Here is a 14,016-nt window from a genome sequence, read left to right on the forward strand (position 1 = left end):
CAATGTCTGCGCCCAGTTGAGCAATGGGGTGGCGTAGCCAAGTGGTAAGGCAGAGGTCTGCAAAACCTCTATGCGCCAGTTCGAATCTGGCCGCCACCTTTTAAACCTTACTTGCATCCCAAGCAGGGCAAGCATGAAAGACAAGCTGATATTGATGATCCCCGGCCCCACTCCCGTTCCCGAGAGTGCTCTGCTGGCGATGGCACGAGGGCCCATCGAGCACCGCAGCAAAGAGTTCACCGCCATTTTGGAAGAGGTCACCGATGGGTTGCGCTGGCTGCACCAAACCACCTCCGATGTGTTTGTCTTTTCCGCCAGTGGCACTGGTGCCATGGAAGCCGGGATCCTCAACACCCTCAGCCCTGGGGATCGGGTTTTGGTGGGGGTGAACGGCAAGTTTGGGGAGCGCTGGGCGGAAATGTCCGAGCAGTTTGGCCTTCAGTGTGAGCGGGTGGAAACCCCCTGGGGGATCCCTTACCCCGTCGAGATCTTCCAAGAAAAGCTGGCTGCCGACCGGGAAAAAACCATCAAAGCCGTCATCCTCACCCACTCGGAGACTTCCAGCGGCGTAGCCAACGATGTCCAAGCCATTGCTGCTGCTGCCCGCGAGCACGGGGAAGCCCTCGTCCTGGTGGATGGGGTCACCAGCGTGGGGGCAATGCCGGTGTTAATGGACGAATGGGGCTTGGATGTGGTGGCCTCGGGATCCCAGAAGGGCTATATGATCCCACCAGGGCTGGGATTTGTGGCCGTCAGCCCGCGGGCCATGGCCGCTACGGAGCGCTCTAGGTTTCCCAAGTACTACTGGAGCTTTAAGCTGGCGCAAAAGGCCCTGCGCCAAGGCACCACTCCCTTTACACCGGCGGTGAACCTGTTTTACGCCCTGCAGGTTACCCTGCGCATGATGCGCGCAGAAGGGTTGGAAGCCATCTACCGGCGTCATGCCAAGCTGGCCCAGGCCACCCGTGCTGGCGTCAAGGCTCTGGGGCTAAAGCTCTTGGTTGATCCAGAGTCAGCGGCCAGTCCTTCGGTAACAGCTGTACTCGCTCCCGAAGGGATCAACGCTGACACCATCCGCAGCACCTTGAAGAAACACTTCGACATCGCCCTTGCCGCTGGACAAGACCACCTCAAGGGCAAAATCTTCCGCATTGGCCATTTGGGCTTTGTGAGTGACCGCGATGTGCTGATGACCTTGGCTGCTCTGGAGTCAGCTTTACACACCGTGGGCTACAGCGACTTCACCCCAGGGGCGGGAACTCGCGCCGCCGAGGAAGTATTGGCCCACGGCTTCTGAGCCCCCAGCTCAGTAGTCTTTGACCCATAGCACTGACCCTTGCCCCTGGCTACAATGGGGGGACATGCTTAATAAAACTTCAGAACCCAAGGGTGGCTATGGTTGTCAGCTTGGAACGGGATCCCTGCGTGGTGCCTTCTGCTGGGGAGTTGCGGCAGGTGCTACAGGGGGTTGGCCCTCGTTCTTGTCCCTTGCAGTACAACTTTCACCTACACACTCGTTGTTCGGATGGGCAGATGGATCCCGTGGATCTGGCGGAGCAGGCGCGCCGGCACGGCCTCAAGGGCCTAGCCATCACCGATCACCACACCCTGAAGGGCTACGAGCGAGCACGCACCCACTTGGATCGTCCCGACGACCCCATCCTGTGGCCGGGGATCGAGATCACAGCCAACCTGTTGGGCTGTGAAGTGCATATTCTGGGCTACGGCTTCGATCCCACCGATAGCGTCCTGGATCCCTTTGCCCAAGGGGAGCAGGTTCCCGGCTTGCCCGCCGCCGACGCGATCCAGGCCATTCAAGCGGCAGGAGGCTTGGCGGTGTTGGCCCATCCCTTTCGCTATTGCCTGCCTGCAGAGAAAATTGTCCCAGCAGCAGCGGAGTTGGGAATAGATGGCCTTGAGGTCTACTACGCCTACAAAAACCCGGAGATTTGGATCCCTAGCCCAGAAGTGACGGAGAAAGCGGAAGAGTTGGCCGAGGCCTACGGACTTTTGAAAACCTGCGGCACCGACTCTCACGGCCCCAGTATCCTGAGGCGGATTTGAGCCAGGCTACCCAGAACAAGCTGCTACGGGCGTGGATAGAGCAGCTGACCAAGCCGGCGCAACTGCTCTGCGGTGCCCATGCACAACAGCAGATCCCCCGGCTGCAACAGGGTTTCTCCGCTGGGGCCACCAATCAACTGGCCATCCGCCCGTCGAATCGCCACCACCAAAGCTCCAGATCGGTTGCGCAAATCGGCTTTCCGTAGGGTTTGCCCGACATAAGGACATTCTTGGGCTGCCAGCTCGTACTCCTCTAGGTAAAAAGTGCGATCCCGACCGACAAGGATGCCATCCACAAAGTCCACAACCCGAGGACGCAGGGCAGCCGCCGCCATGCGTTTTCCGCCCGTGATGTAGGGAGAAATGGCATGGGCAACGCCCGCCCGCTGCAGTTTTTGCAAAGCCTCCTCCGTATTGGCGCGGGCAATGGTGCGAATGCGGGGGTTCAAGGTGCGGGCCGACAAGACCACGTAGAGGTTCTCGGCATCGGAAGACAGGGCGGCAATCAGCCCCTCCGCCTGTTGCACCCGCGCTTCGAGCAAAGTGGCATCTAGAGTACTATCCCCCTGGAGAGCCACATATCCCAGCTCTTGAGCCACCTGAATGGCCTCGGCAGACTGATCGATCACCAAAAATGGCACCCCTTCTGCTCGAAACTCTTGGGCCACCTGCCGGCCAATGCGCCCGAAACCGCAAATGATGTAGTGGTTGTTCAGCGCTTCCATCTGTTTCTTCCATTTCCGTTGCCGGATCCCTTCCTGAAAATGTCCCTGGATGAGGGCCTCTGTAAAGCGATTCACCATGAAGCCGATGCTCAAGACCCCCATCAGGATCAAGGCCACCGTAAATAAACGCCCCCGCTCCCCCAGCGGCTCCACCTCCATAAAGCCAACAGTGGTCAGGGTGATGATGGTCATGTAAAAAGCTTCCACCCACGGCCACTGCTCCACCCCGTGGTACCAGAGGGTGCCGATCAGCACCACACACACCAATGCCCCCACACCCAAGCCGAGGTCTCGCCGGATCCCGGGATCCCTTTTGGCAGCCTGGAAGGGGGGACGAGCAGAAGCCATAGAGCCCAGCCAGATCTAGCCCAGGAAAAGGAAGCAAGAACTAGAATGGGGAAGAACCCGTTGTTGTTCGGTAACAAGCGGAGTGCCGATGCCTGAATACATCAAGGTGGAATATCGGATCGACAAAAACGGACAGGTTACCGAGACCGTACTGAATGGTTCTGGCTCCAGTTGTACCCTAGCTACCGCCGGCTTGGAATCGGCGCTCGGAGCCGTGCAGAAACGGGAGCTCTTGCCGGAGTTTCACCAACTGACTGAAATCGAGAGGGAGTCAGAAGTCTCTTTGAAGCAAACCCGCTGACTCTATATCCATTTGCCTAGGGTTCTCACCATCTTCTCACTTTTTCTTTTTGCTCCCCTTTCCGGCCGTATTGCCGGCTCGTGCCGCTCCAACCGCAGCCTGAAACAGCCAAACAGCCAATGGAGCAGCGACAACCAAGATGATACTGGTGGTGCCGACGCCAAAATCCGGCTCGCCAGAAGCCAACTCGAAAATTGAGCCAACAGCAGCAATGGCGCTGAGGCAGGAAACGGCCAAGAGCAGGTAACCTTTAACGCTGGTGGTCATAGAGAACCCGTTTGAGAACTACACTTGCGCAGTACAGGGCAAGCCGGTCGAATGCGTATTCATTCGCCAAAAAGCCCTCCCACTCCTGAGAGGGCTACCTTTCATGCTAAGAGCAGGGATCCCTGTCCAGCAAGGCAAAACCAAAAGTGGGATCCCTAGAAGTTCAGCACTTGGGGTGTGGATTTAGCCGTTCACGATGATCTTGCCGACCATTCCGGCCCCACGGTGGGGCGTGCAGTAGTAGGTGTACTCACCTGGAGGAACATCAACAAAAGCCGACTCCACCACCTGCTTAGGAGCAGTGAGCAGTGCCTTGTGGGAGAGTTTGGCCGCCAAAGCCGCATCTCCACCGGGCACCTTGTCGAAGACAACATTGTGGGGGTAGACCTTGTTGTTCACCCACTGAACGGTATCCCCTTGGTTGATGGTGAGAGAAGGCGGATCGTAGACCAACTGGGCCTTGTCAGATCCCATTTTGACAATGTAGGTCTCGGCAGCAGCAGGGTTGGACAAGAACGCCACAGCCAACCCCCCAACCACAAGGCTGAGCAGGATGAGCTGCAAACGCTTCACCAGGTTGAAAACTAGAGACATGGATTCCTCTCAAAACGCAACAGCAGTTATCCCAGACTTTGCGGCTCCGTTGTTCCCTTCCAGGTAGTGAAGAGAACCCAGCCAGGCGGAGGGACAGCAGGGACAGTTGGATTCCCAATGTTCATTATAAGGGGGCTCATCCCAAAATAGAGCATGCCCACCTATGGAGCGGTAGCATCCGTTCTTTAACAGAAGGCCACAGCAGACCGAACCCGTCAAACAACAGAACTCTCTCGCGGGTCTATGGCAACACTTCTGCTGGGCAACCCGATGCGGCTGGATCCCCGGCCAGTTGGGGCAGGATGTTTTGGCGGCTGGTGAGCGTGCGCAGGTGACCGAGAGCCAGTTTTCCGGGTCGTCCTCATCTCTACCCAAAAGTGCTTCGCAAAGTTTCGCAAAGTAGAGATTCTTTTTCCGTGGGATCCCTTAAAGTCCAAGAGTGTCTTGCCTAACAAATCCGTAGGGTTGTCGATGCACAAGAAGGGCAAATCATCCTAATCTCAAAGAGCAGGTTCTTGGATGCTGCTGGCCGGTATTCCTTTGAGATTCCTCAATAACATCACCTGAAAGTCAGTTGGTTGTTCAGCCCTCACCAAAATAGGGAGTCTGTTAAGATGAGCGTACAGCGTTCACCCGTAGTTGGTCCAAGCAAGAGTCGGCTTGCAACAAGTTTAGAATCGACGGATCAGCGGCTTAACATTCAAATCTTGGCCCGGTGTATTGGCACTGCCTTGAACCTGGGCGCTCCTCTCAGGGTTGAAGTGCACTACACCTCACAAGCTCGGTAGCAAGGTTTTCTTGGCAGGCCGCTCTAGGGGCACAGCTGCTACTATGGTTTGTGCTTGCCTGGGGCTAGAGTGATTTTTGGGCTTCTTATTTCGTTGTATGTCCGTATAGTCACTGCTGGCTGGAACAGCACACCTGAGGTCTCTCTAGAAGAGAGGAGCTGGGCATAAGCCGACGATTTTAGTCTGGCTGGATTGAGACAACTCTATTCACTACATCATCACATCACTACATCATCACATAGTCATTTCAAGTTAGATTAAGACACTTTACTAATTGCTACGCAGTGCCGTCCAAACGCTCTGCGCCGCTTCCGCAACCACCCCCAACCCCTCTCCCATAGGGAGAGAGGAGCTAGGAAGCAACACAACGGAAAAGTCTCCTTCCTGCTTAAAGTGTGCTTAAAGTGATTGTATTTAGCAATGCGCAATGCAGCTTCTGTGGGGCAGGGATCCCGTTCGTCCAAAGCCTTAGGGCTGAAAAACCTGCAGGTCATATTAAACTGCGTGCGGAGTCTACAGAGCTAGTTCTGAACAATCCCCTGGATGATGGCTTCCGTAAGGCGGTCTAATCCTCCCAGGTCAGCTCTCTCGTTTTGGGAAAAGGGGTGAGGACAGTCGCCCAGCAGGCCGGAGAGCAGGGGAACTCAAACTGGTCAGAGCAGCCACAAGCACTTGGCCCAGAAAACCTTCTGCCAAGGGGGCACGGCGCTCTCAGTTGGCTTAACATTATTTCATGACTGGGCTTGGCCTTCACCTTGTCGAGGGCAGCTGGCCCGCCCAGGGTTCGGCTCAACTTCCTTCCCATTGCAGGCAAAACGACCATGGTAGGCATCTTCAGGCGCTTGTTCGGCTGGCGTGGTCAAGCTGCGGCCACGTCCTCACCGGAAACTTTTGCTAAACCAACCCCTACGAAAGAGAGGAAAGACAATACTTTTTTTCTCGACCCAGATGAAGCCAAAACCCTTGGCAACATTGAGTACATGCGCACCCCCAGGATCGTGAAGCACACCTTCCAGGATTTCGGCAGTAAGGAGAAGGTGGAGGTGGTGGAGCAGGTCTCTTCCCTCGGTAAAGTTAAGTTGTCCGCAGAGGCAGCCAAAACTCCTGAAACCGCTTCTGAGCAGGGGTCTTCCATTTCAAGCAGCAGCGGAGTAAGCCCACGCCGTCAAGGGGGATCGGACATGGATACCTTCCGCAATATGGCCCGCAGCCTAAAACGCAAATAAGCCAAACTCAGGTTGATCCCTGTCAGAGCCAACCAGAGGCTGGATCCCAGCTTTCCTCTTCGCAGCAGCGACAGGCGTGATACAACTGCTATCGAACCGGCTAATCTGCGACTGAACTGAGGAGGAGCAATGGCGATTAAGCGAGGCACCTTGGTGCGGGCTATCCGCGAGAAACTGGAGGGTAGCTTAGAAGCGCAGGCAAGCGATCCTTTTATTCCCAACTACGTTTTCGAGACCCCCGGAGAAGTCGTGGATATCAAAGGTGACTACCTGCAGATTAAGTTTGGGGCTGTTCCCACCCCTACGGTTTGGCTGCGGGCGGATCAGGTTCAGGAGATGGCGGGTTGAGTAGAAGCACGGAATGTTCCCCATCTGCATACCCCGTGATGGGGTGAAGGGGGATCCATGGCACTCCTGGCTGCTCCCAACCGTGAACAAATCCTGCAGCGTAGGCAGCTTTTGCGTCGGCAACGGCGCAGCCGATTCTGGCAGGGATCCTGGCGCCTGACCGGTTCGATGACCCTCTTGGCGCTGCTGGTGCTGGGCCTACGGCAGCCCCACTGGCAAATTCGTCAGCCAGAACAGATTCAGGTAAAGGGTGCCCACTGGGTCGATCCCGCCTGGATACGGGCACAATTGCCCCTGCAGTATCCCCTCAACATTTGGCAGGTGCAACCGGCTGTTTTGGAAAGGGCTTTGCTGGGATCCCCGACCCGCCCCTCTCCCATCGAAAGCGTCCAGGTGCAGCGACGGCTGCTGCCGGTGGGGGTAATCGTCCAGGTGCGAGAACGGCAACCTGTGGCGCGGGCGCGATGGGGCGACCAGATGGGCTGGGTGGATGTCCAGGGCAACTGGCTGTCTCCCGATCCCTACCGTTCCCCCAAGTCTTGGCCTGAGCTGGAGCTGCTGGGCTGGGAGAACCACACCCCAGACCAATGGGCGCTGTTGCTCAAGGCTTTGCAGCAATCCGAAATCCAGATTAGGGCAGTGGATTGGCAATCTGGAGCGGGGATCACCCTGCATACTGAGCTGGGCAACGTCTACCTGGGGCCGATTTCCGACCGCTTGCCCTTGCAAATTCAGACCCTCAACCAAATGCGGGATCTGCGCCGCTACTGCGAGTGTACGCCCGACGACATCGTCCAGATTGACCTCACCAGCCCCAGTGTGCCCACCTTGCAACTTACCCCCACGGCCACCCAGGAGCGCTGGAAAGACGTGCGGATGCCCTAGCTTTGCTATGAACCCGGTGCCGGCGGTGGAGGTGAACCAATTGTGGACAGCTTATCCCGGTCATCCGCCGGTGCTGCAAGGGCTGGATCTACGGGTCGAGGTTGGGCAACATCTGGGGGTGATCGGCCCCAATGGCGCGGGCAAAACCACTCTGTTCCTCACCCTCTGCGGCCTGTTGCCCCCCTGCTCCGGCCAGGTGAGTTTGTTTGGCCAGCCACTGCGGCCCGGCCAGTTTCGCCCTGAGGTGGGGTTGGTGTTTCAGGATCCCAACGACCAACTGTTTGCCCCATCGGTGGCCGAAGATGTGGCCTTCGGACTGCGCAATTTGGCCCGTCCTGAGGCGGAGATTGCGGCTGCCGTTCAGGCCGCCCTGCAGATGACCGGCACCCTCCATTTGGCCGATCGTCCCCCTCATCACCTCTCTGGTGGGGAAAAGCGCATGGTTGCCATTGCCGGGATCCTGGCGATGCAGCCCCAGTTGGTGCTCTACGATGAGCCGACGGCCAACCTCGATTTGCGAGCCCGGCGCCGGTTGATAGTTTTTTTGCAGCAGGCTGCCCACACTTTTCTGCTGGCTTCCCACGATCTGGAGCTGATCCTGGAGGTGTGCGATCAGGTCATCCTGTTGGATCAAGGTCGGATCTGGGCCCAGGGATCCCCAGCCCACCTGATGGGCCGAGCCGACCTCATGGAAGCCCACGGCCTGGAAGTGCCCCCCTCGCTGCGCCGATAACGACAAAAGTTGAAAAGATATCAAGAATTATTTTTAAGCTGACAACATTTTTGCCTCTCTTAATAAAAAGCTATCGTGCTAATTAAAAATATTGATTTTCGTCCAGGATTGAGTGGGGATATCATTTTGTTAAGTCGGGGATCCCTTCTCTGAGCTGTCCTAGTCAATTTTGTATGATCGATTTTGTACAAGAAAGATGTGGACTTAGCTCAGAGTTGGCAGCTTTGCCCGCCTGAGTGACAGTTGCGGTTAACCCTGATGGCTCCTACAACCTGTTCTGACTTCAGTCGGAGGTCTGTGGCTCAGAGCCTTCTCTCCTCAGAGGGGGGTCTCTGGTGGCTGGGGTAGGTGTCGCCGGGAAAAGCTGTCAATCGAGATTTGGGCAGAGGATCTCTCTGATGAAATCGAAAGGAGATTGCATGAGCGAACCCAATAAGCGAGATCAATTTGCCTTGTTGCTGGGTTCGACAGCGTTCAGGAACTGAGTGTGTTCAAAAGTGGAGAGTTGATATGCCTATTGCAGTTGGAATGATCGAAACCCGCGGGTTCCCGGCAGTGGTGGAAGCTGCCGACGCCATGGTCAAGGCAGCCCGCGTTACCCTGGTGGGTTACGAGAAAATCGGCAGCGGTCGGGTCACCGTGATCGTTCGGGGGGATGTCTCGGAGGTGCAAGCTTCGGTAGCCGCCGGTTTGGAGTCTGCCAAGCGGGTGAGCGGGGGTGAGATTCTCTCCCACCACATCATTGCCCGTCCCCACGAGAACCTGGAGTTTGTGTTGCCCATCCGCTATACCGAGGCGGTAGAGCAGTTCCGCACCTAGTCCCCACTTCAGTAAAGTTCGCACCCCAGAAAGTTCGCACCCCACTTTCACTTTCAGCGTAAGGAGTACCTATGGCTATTGCAGTTGGAATGATCGAAACCCTGGGCTTCCCGGCAGTGGTAGAAGCTGCCGACGCCATGGTCAAGGCAGCCCGCGTTACCCTGGTGGGTTACGAGAAAATCAGCAGCGGTCGGGTCACCGTGATCGTGCGGGGGGATGTCTCGGAGGTGCAAGCCTCGGTGGCTGCCGGCATTGACTCGGTGAAGCGGGTGAACGGCGGCCAGTTGTTGTCTTGGCACATTATCGCCCGTCCCCACGAGAACCTGGAGTACGTGTTGCCCATTCGCTACACCGAGGATGTGGCTCAGTTCCGCGAAGGGGTCAATGCCATCCGTCCCTTCACCCGTCCCTGATGCGTATTGCCATTGTGCGGGGCACCGTCACCAGCACTCAAAAGGATCCCAGCTTGACGGGCGTGAAGTTTTTGTTGGTGCAGTACGTCGATCTCGAGGGCCAGCCGCAACCCGATTACGCTGTGGCTGCCGATCCGGTGGGGGCCGGCATTGACGAGTGGGTGCTGGTTAGCCAAGGCAGTGCCGCTCGCCAGCCGCAAGGAAACCAGACTCGCCCGCTGGATGCAGTGGTGATGGCGATTATCGATACGGTCAGCGTTGGCGGTCGCTCTCTCTACAACAAGCGCGATCAACGCTAGCTGGGATCCCTTCCCTTCTCATCTCTCTTGCTGCCCTTGTCCGCCCTACTGCGTTCTAGAGGCTCACGGTTATGCCTGCTCACACCTATGCTGCACCGCCAACGCCCTGGTCTCGCCGACTGGCGGAGCCCAAGATCGATCCCACAGCCTACGTGCATTCTTTCTCCAACCTCATTGGGGATGTGCGGGTGGAAGCGGAGGTGCTGATCGCCCCGGGAACTTCCATTCGCGCTGACGAGGGATCCCCCTTCCACATCGGCGCCAGATCCAACATTCAGGATGGGGTGGTCATCCACGGCCTGGAACAGGGGCGGGTGATAGGAGAAGACGGCCAGCCCTACTCCGTTTGGATTGGCAGAAACACTTCCATTGCCCACATGGCTCTGATCCACGGGCCGGCCTACGTGGGCAACGACTGCTTTATTGGCTTCCGCTCGACGGTGTTCAACGCTCGGGTTGGGGATGGCTGCATCATCATGTTGCATTGCCTGATCCAGGATGTGGAGATCCCCCCAGGCAAGTACGTGCCTTCTGGATCCATCATCACCACCCAGGCCGAGGCCGACCGGCTGCCCGACGTCCAGGATAGCGATGCCAAGTTTGCCCAACACGTGATCGGCATCAACCAAGCCCTGCGAGAGGGCTACCAGTGCAGCGAAAACCTCGTCTGTATCGCTCCCATCCGCAACGAACTGCAGCGCACCTCTAACTCAACGGCTACGGAGACGGCACCCATGACTCATTCTTCCCATCGCGGCAATGGCCGGAACGGCGGCGGATCCCCTCTCAAGCCGGAGGTGGTGGAGCAAATTCGTGCCCTGTTGGCCCAAGGCTATCGCGTGGGGCTAGAGTATGCCGATGCTCGCCGCTTCAAAACCTCTTCCTGGCAAAGCGAAAGCCCAATCGCCAGCACCCACGAGGCGGAGGTGGTGCGATCGCTGGGGGCCATCCTGGCGGAGCACCAGGGAGAATATGTGCGCCTACTGGGGATCGATCCCAAGGCTAAACGGCGGGTGCTGGAGCAAATCATCCAAACCCCCGATGGGCCGGCGCTGGTCTCTGGGATGCCCAGCCGCGTCTCGGCAGCCGCTGCTCCGGGTTCTGGGGCGGTCGGCTCTCGCTCTGGCTCAGGGCTGGAGGAGGAGATCCGGACTTTGTTGGCGCAGGGGTATCGCGTTGGCCTGGAGGTGGCTGATGCCCGCCGCTACCGCACCTCTTCTTGGCAGACCTTGAGCAATTTGAGCGGTCAGCCGCAGGAGATCCTGGCCGCTGTTCAGGCTGCCCTAGCAGAGCACCAGGGAGAATATGTGCGCCTGTTGGGGATCGATCCCAAAGGCAAACGGCGGGTGCTGGAGAAGGTCATTCAAACCCCGCAAGGCCAGGTGAGCAGCAGTCCTGCAGGAACCGGCGTGGTGGCAGATACGGCTCCTGCGGCAGGGGGCAGTGCCGGCCTGGATCTGGAGGTGCAGGAGGAGGTGCATCGGCTGCTGGCTCGGGGCTATCGCATCGGCTACGAATATGCCGACGAGCGCCGCTTCAAAACCTCTTCCTGGCAGAGTGGGCCGGCCATTCGCGCCACCCGCGGGCCAGAGGTGTTGGCTAAGCTGACGGCTGCCCTGGCGGAGCACCAGGGAGAATATGTGCGCCTGCTGGGGATCGATCCCAAAGGCAAACGGCGGGTCTATGAGCGCATAATCCAAACCCCTAGCGGAAAATCTGCTGCTGCTGCCGCGGCTCCTGCTTCTGCCCCCAAGGGATCCCTTTCTGGCACCCGCCTCAGCGCCGAGGTGGTGGCTCAGGTGCAGCAGTTGCTCAGCCAAGGCTACCGCATCGGCACCGAACATGCGGACAAGCGCCGTTTTCGCACCTCTTCTTGGCAAAGCTGTAGCCCCATCGAGGCCACCCAAGTGCCCCAAGTGGTGGCGGCTCTAGAAGCCTGCCTGGCGGAACACCAGGGAGAATACGTTCGCCTGCTGGGGATCGATCCCAAGGCCAAACGGCGAGTGCTGGAGCAGATCATCCAAACCCCTTGAGGGATCCCAGCTTTTTTTGACCTCTGTTGGTTCAAGTCCAACCCCCCAGCGATGAGGAGCACCCTGTTGGCCTCTACTTTGCCCAACTCCATGACGCTCCGCGCCTTGCCTGGCCAGAACGACGAAACTCGCTATTTTGTCAGTGGTGAGGTACAGGTGGAAGCCGGGGCGGGGATTGGGGCAGGGGTGCTGCTGCGGGCTAACCCCGGCTGTCGGATCTACATCGAGCGCGGCGTGTGTATTGGCATGGGATCCGTCCTGCACGCCTGTGGGGGATCCCTCATCGTGGAGGCGGGCGCAACCTTGGGAATGGGGGTGCTGGTGATCGGGCAGGGCACCATCGGCAAAAATGCCTGCATCGGCTCGGAAACCACGGTGCTGAATTGTTCGGTGCTCAGCCAAGCGGTTATTCCCCCCGGCTCGCTGATCGGGGATCCCACCTATGGTTTCGATCTCCAGGAGGCGGGCGGCAGCAAGCCCATCCCGGCAGAGCCCTCGCCGGCGGCAGTGGAAATGGCTCCAGAGATGTCGCCTGAGCCGTCTCCCCCACCCAGTTCTCCGGTGGCCAATGTTGAAAAGCAAACCCGCCGTTGGCACCAAGAAAAATCCGACTCCCCAGAGACCAAAACCCATAAGCTCAATGGGATCCCTGGCCATTGGGAATTGGATCGCCTCTTGAGCAAGATTTATCCCCATCGACAGGTGCTCTCCTCTGGGGATAGCCGGCTCTAATGGCTAAACTGGCGTGAGTAGTTAGGATGCCGATGTCAACCTCCCTGGGCCTGATTCAGACGCGCAGCTTTCCGGTCATCGTGCGCATTGCCGACGCTATGACCAAGTCGGCAGGCGTGACGCTGATCGGCTTTGAGAAAACCTCGGGGGGCTACTGCACAGCCATTGTGCGGGGGGGAATTGCCGATGTGCGCATTGCCATTGAGGAGGGCATTGAGCTGGCCCGCCAGTTTGACCAAGAGGAGATCTCCAGTTTGGTGATCCCGCGCCCCCTGCCCAACTTGGAAGTGGTACTGCCGATCAGCAGCAAGCTGTCTCAACTGGCACAAAACCGCGGCTACAGCCGCCTCAGTAACTTGGCCGTGGGCCTGCTGGAAACTCGCGGCTTCCCGGCAATGGTGGGAGCTGCCGATGTCATGCTCAAAACCGCGGATGTCCAACTGGCGGCCTACGAGACCATTGGGGATGGCCTATGTACGGCCATTATCCGCGGTACAGTGGCCAACGTGGCCATTGCCATCGATGCCGGCATGTACGAAGCAGAGCGCATTGGGGAATTGCACGCGGTGGCAGTGATCCCCCGCCCTCTGGACGAACTGGAGCAAGCGCTGCCCGTGGCCAGTTGTTTTGTTGCTCAACCGGTTACCCTGCCGGTAACCCTTCCTCAAGTTCAGGAACAGGAGGTGCAGCGCAGCGATACAGCCGTAGAGCGGATCCCTGTTTATCTGGAGCCGCCTGAAACTCCCTAGCCCCCTGAGAAACCCATCTGTTGCCCAAGAAAGCCGAGCAGGGCAGAACGGAAAAATGCTAGGCTACTGAAAGACCTGGGTCCGTGCAGCTCCGACGCCCAAACCGTGTCAGGATCGGAAGATAGCAGCACCACGGGATGCTCTGAGCAGGCGCGTCAACCCGGGTCGCCCTTTGCAGCCCTACTTCTCTCTGCTGGGTTCTCTCCTCCTTGCCCTAGCAGCGCATTACACTATGTCCGAAACAGACAATCCCCTCGCCAACTGGGCTCAAAAAGCCTTTTACTTCGGCATGGGTTTGGCGGCTGTGGCGGCGGATAATGCTGCCAAGGTGGCCAGCAAAGCGGGTATCCGTCTGATGGAGTTGCGCAAGCAGGCGCAAGCTTTGGTGGACGAGCTGGTGGAGCGGGGGGCGATGACCGCTGAAGAGGCGCGGGCTTACATGGATGCCATCGCCGCCAACGCCAACCGCAAGGGAGAAGACAGACAAACTGCCGGTCCCCGCAAGATCACCATTGATGACATTAGCGATACCGAGGGCGAGGCAGGCACGGCCATCGAACTTTCAGAAGCGGCCCGTTTGCGCCAGAAGATCGCCGAATTGCAAGCTGAGTTGGATCGCATCAAGGGCAAATCCCAAGCGAAAGGATAGCCCAATAGGAAAATGGATTTGAAGACTACCTGTATGTGAGACT

General features: G+C 58.1%; 17 protein-coding genes, 1 tRNA gene and 1 other RNA gene. 16 read left to right on the forward strand and 3 right to left on the reverse strand.

The genetic code is table 11. The features are described from left to right. Positions 1-27: 27 nt before the first annotated feature. From NW828_RS00460 to NW828_RS00470, 3 genes are all read left to right on the forward strand, one after another. Positions 28-99, forward strand: a tRNA-Cys gene (locus NW828_RS00460). A gap of 34 nt (positions 100-133) precedes the next feature. Beyond that, a complete protein-coding gene (locus tag NW828_RS00465) occupies positions 134-1,297 on the forward strand; it encodes a pyridoxal-phosphate-dependent aminotransferase family protein (RefSeq protein WP_414380850.1) in 1,164 nt (387 codons plus the stop codon). A 98-nt stretch (positions 1,298-1,395) separates the two neighbouring features. Further along, positions 1,396-2,064, forward strand: a complete 669-nt coding sequence (locus NW828_RS00470) for a PHP domain-containing protein (RefSeq protein WP_414380851.1) — start codon at positions 1,396-1,398, stop codon at positions 2,062-2,064. A 23-nt stretch (positions 2,065-2,087) separates the two neighbouring features. On the opposite strand, the gene NW828_RS00475 is transcribed toward NW828_RS00470, so the two are convergent. Further along, on the reverse strand, positions 2,088-3,137 hold the full coding sequence (locus NW828_RS00475) for a potassium channel family protein (protein WP_414380852.1): 1,050 nt from the start codon (positions 3,135-3,137) through the stop codon (positions 2,088-2,090). A gap of 88 nt (positions 3,138-3,225) precedes the next feature. Here NW828_RS00475 and NW828_RS00480 point away from each other — a divergent pair, with 88 nt between their 5' ends. Then, positions 3,226-3,438 (forward strand): DUF2997 domain-containing protein, encoded by a 213-nt coding sequence (locus tag NW828_RS00480; RefSeq protein ID WP_414344087.1) that lies wholly within the window; start codon positions 3,226-3,228, stop codon positions 3,436-3,438. Positions 3,439-3,474: 36 nt separating this feature from the next. Here the strand turns inward: NW828_RS00480 and NW828_RS00485 are convergent, their stop codons facing one another. Continuing rightward, a complete protein-coding gene (locus NW828_RS00485) occupies positions 3,475-3,705 on the reverse strand; it encodes a hypothetical protein (protein WP_414380853.1) in 231 nt (76 codons plus the stop codon). Between the two features lie 183 nt (positions 3,706-3,888). Further along, positions 3,889-4,299, reverse strand: a complete 411-nt coding sequence (gene petE, locus NW828_RS00490) for a plastocyanin (RefSeq protein ID WP_011433401.1) — start codon at positions 4,297-4,299, stop codon at positions 3,889-3,891. A 1,609-nt stretch (positions 4,300-5,908) separates the two neighbouring features. Here petE and NW828_RS00495 point away from each other — a divergent pair. The 12 genes from NW828_RS00495 to NW828_RS00550 all read left to right on the forward strand — a co-directional run bounded on the left by NW828_RS00495 (position 5,909) and on the right by NW828_RS00550 (position 13,973). Then, on the forward strand, positions 5,909-6,313 hold the full coding sequence (locus tag NW828_RS00495; RefSeq protein WP_414380854.1) for a hypothetical protein: 405 nt from the start codon (positions 5,909-5,911) through the stop codon (positions 6,311-6,313). Positions 6,314-6,442: 129 nt separating this feature from the next. Further along, entirely contained in the window at positions 6,443-6,661 is a 219-nt protein-coding gene (locus tag NW828_RS00500; protein ID WP_011433398.1) for an NAD(P)H-quinone oxidoreductase subunit O, read from the forward strand. Between the two features lie 57 nt (positions 6,662-6,718). Continuing rightward, complete coding sequence (locus tag NW828_RS00505; protein ID WP_414380855.1) at positions 6,719-7,546, forward strand: cell division protein FtsQ/DivIB; 828 nt, start codon at positions 6,719-6,721, stop codon at positions 7,544-7,546. 7 nt (positions 7,547-7,553) lie between these two features. Further along, positions 7,554-8,279, forward strand: a complete 726-nt coding sequence (locus NW828_RS00510) for an energy-coupling factor ABC transporter ATP-binding protein (protein WP_414343792.1) — start codon at positions 7,554-7,556, stop codon at positions 8,277-8,279. A gap of 510 nt (positions 8,280-8,789) precedes the next feature. After that, positions 8,790-9,098 carry a carbon dioxide-concentrating mechanism protein CcmK gene (locus tag NW828_RS00515; protein WP_011430450.1) on the forward strand — a complete coding sequence of 103 codons (309 nt, stop codon included), beginning with the start codon at positions 8,790-8,792 and terminating at the stop codon, positions 9,096-9,098. A 71-nt stretch (positions 9,099-9,169) separates the two neighbouring features. Continuing rightward, positions 9,170-9,511, forward strand: coding sequence for a carbon dioxide-concentrating mechanism protein CcmK (locus NW828_RS00520; protein ID WP_011433395.1), 342 nt, complete (start codon positions 9,170-9,172; stop codon positions 9,509-9,511). Continuing rightward, complete coding sequence (locus NW828_RS00525) at positions 9,511-9,810, forward strand: EutN/CcmL family microcompartment protein (protein WP_011433394.1); 300 nt, start codon at positions 9,511-9,513, stop codon at positions 9,808-9,810. Before NW828_RS00520 ends, NW828_RS00525 begins: the two co-directional genes overlap by 1 nt. Before the next feature lie 71 nt (positions 9,811-9,881). Beyond that, entirely contained in the window at positions 9,882-11,843 is a 1,962-nt protein-coding gene (locus tag NW828_RS00530; protein ID WP_414380856.1) for a ribulose bisphosphate carboxylase small subunit, read from the forward strand. Between the two features lie 66 nt (positions 11,844-11,909). Then, entirely contained in the window at positions 11,910-12,575 is a 666-nt protein-coding gene (locus tag NW828_RS00535; RefSeq protein WP_414380857.1) for a hypothetical protein, read from the forward strand. Positions 12,576-12,601: 26 nt separating this feature from the next. Beyond that, the gene (locus tag NW828_RS00540; protein ID WP_414329208.1) at positions 12,602-13,324 is read left to right on the forward strand and encodes a carbon dioxide-concentrating mechanism protein CcmK; all 723 of its coding nucleotides are present in this window, start codon (positions 12,602-12,604) and stop codon (positions 13,322-13,324) included. 72 nt (positions 13,325-13,396) lie between these two features. Further along, an RNA gene (gene ffs, locus NW828_RS00545) (signal recognition particle sRNA small type) lies at positions 13,397-13,494 on the forward strand. A 62-nt stretch (positions 13,495-13,556) separates the two neighbouring features. Beyond that, a complete protein-coding gene (locus NW828_RS00550; protein ID WP_414380858.1) occupies positions 13,557-13,973 on the forward strand; it encodes a hypothetical protein in 417 nt (138 codons plus the stop codon). The last annotated feature ends 43 nt before the right edge of the window (positions 13,974-14,016 follow it).

This window comes from Synechococcus sp. W55.2 (assembly GCF_047461635.1).
Taxonomy (GTDB): domain Bacteria; phylum Cyanobacteriota; class Cyanobacteriia; order Thermostichales; family Thermostichaceae; genus Thermostichus.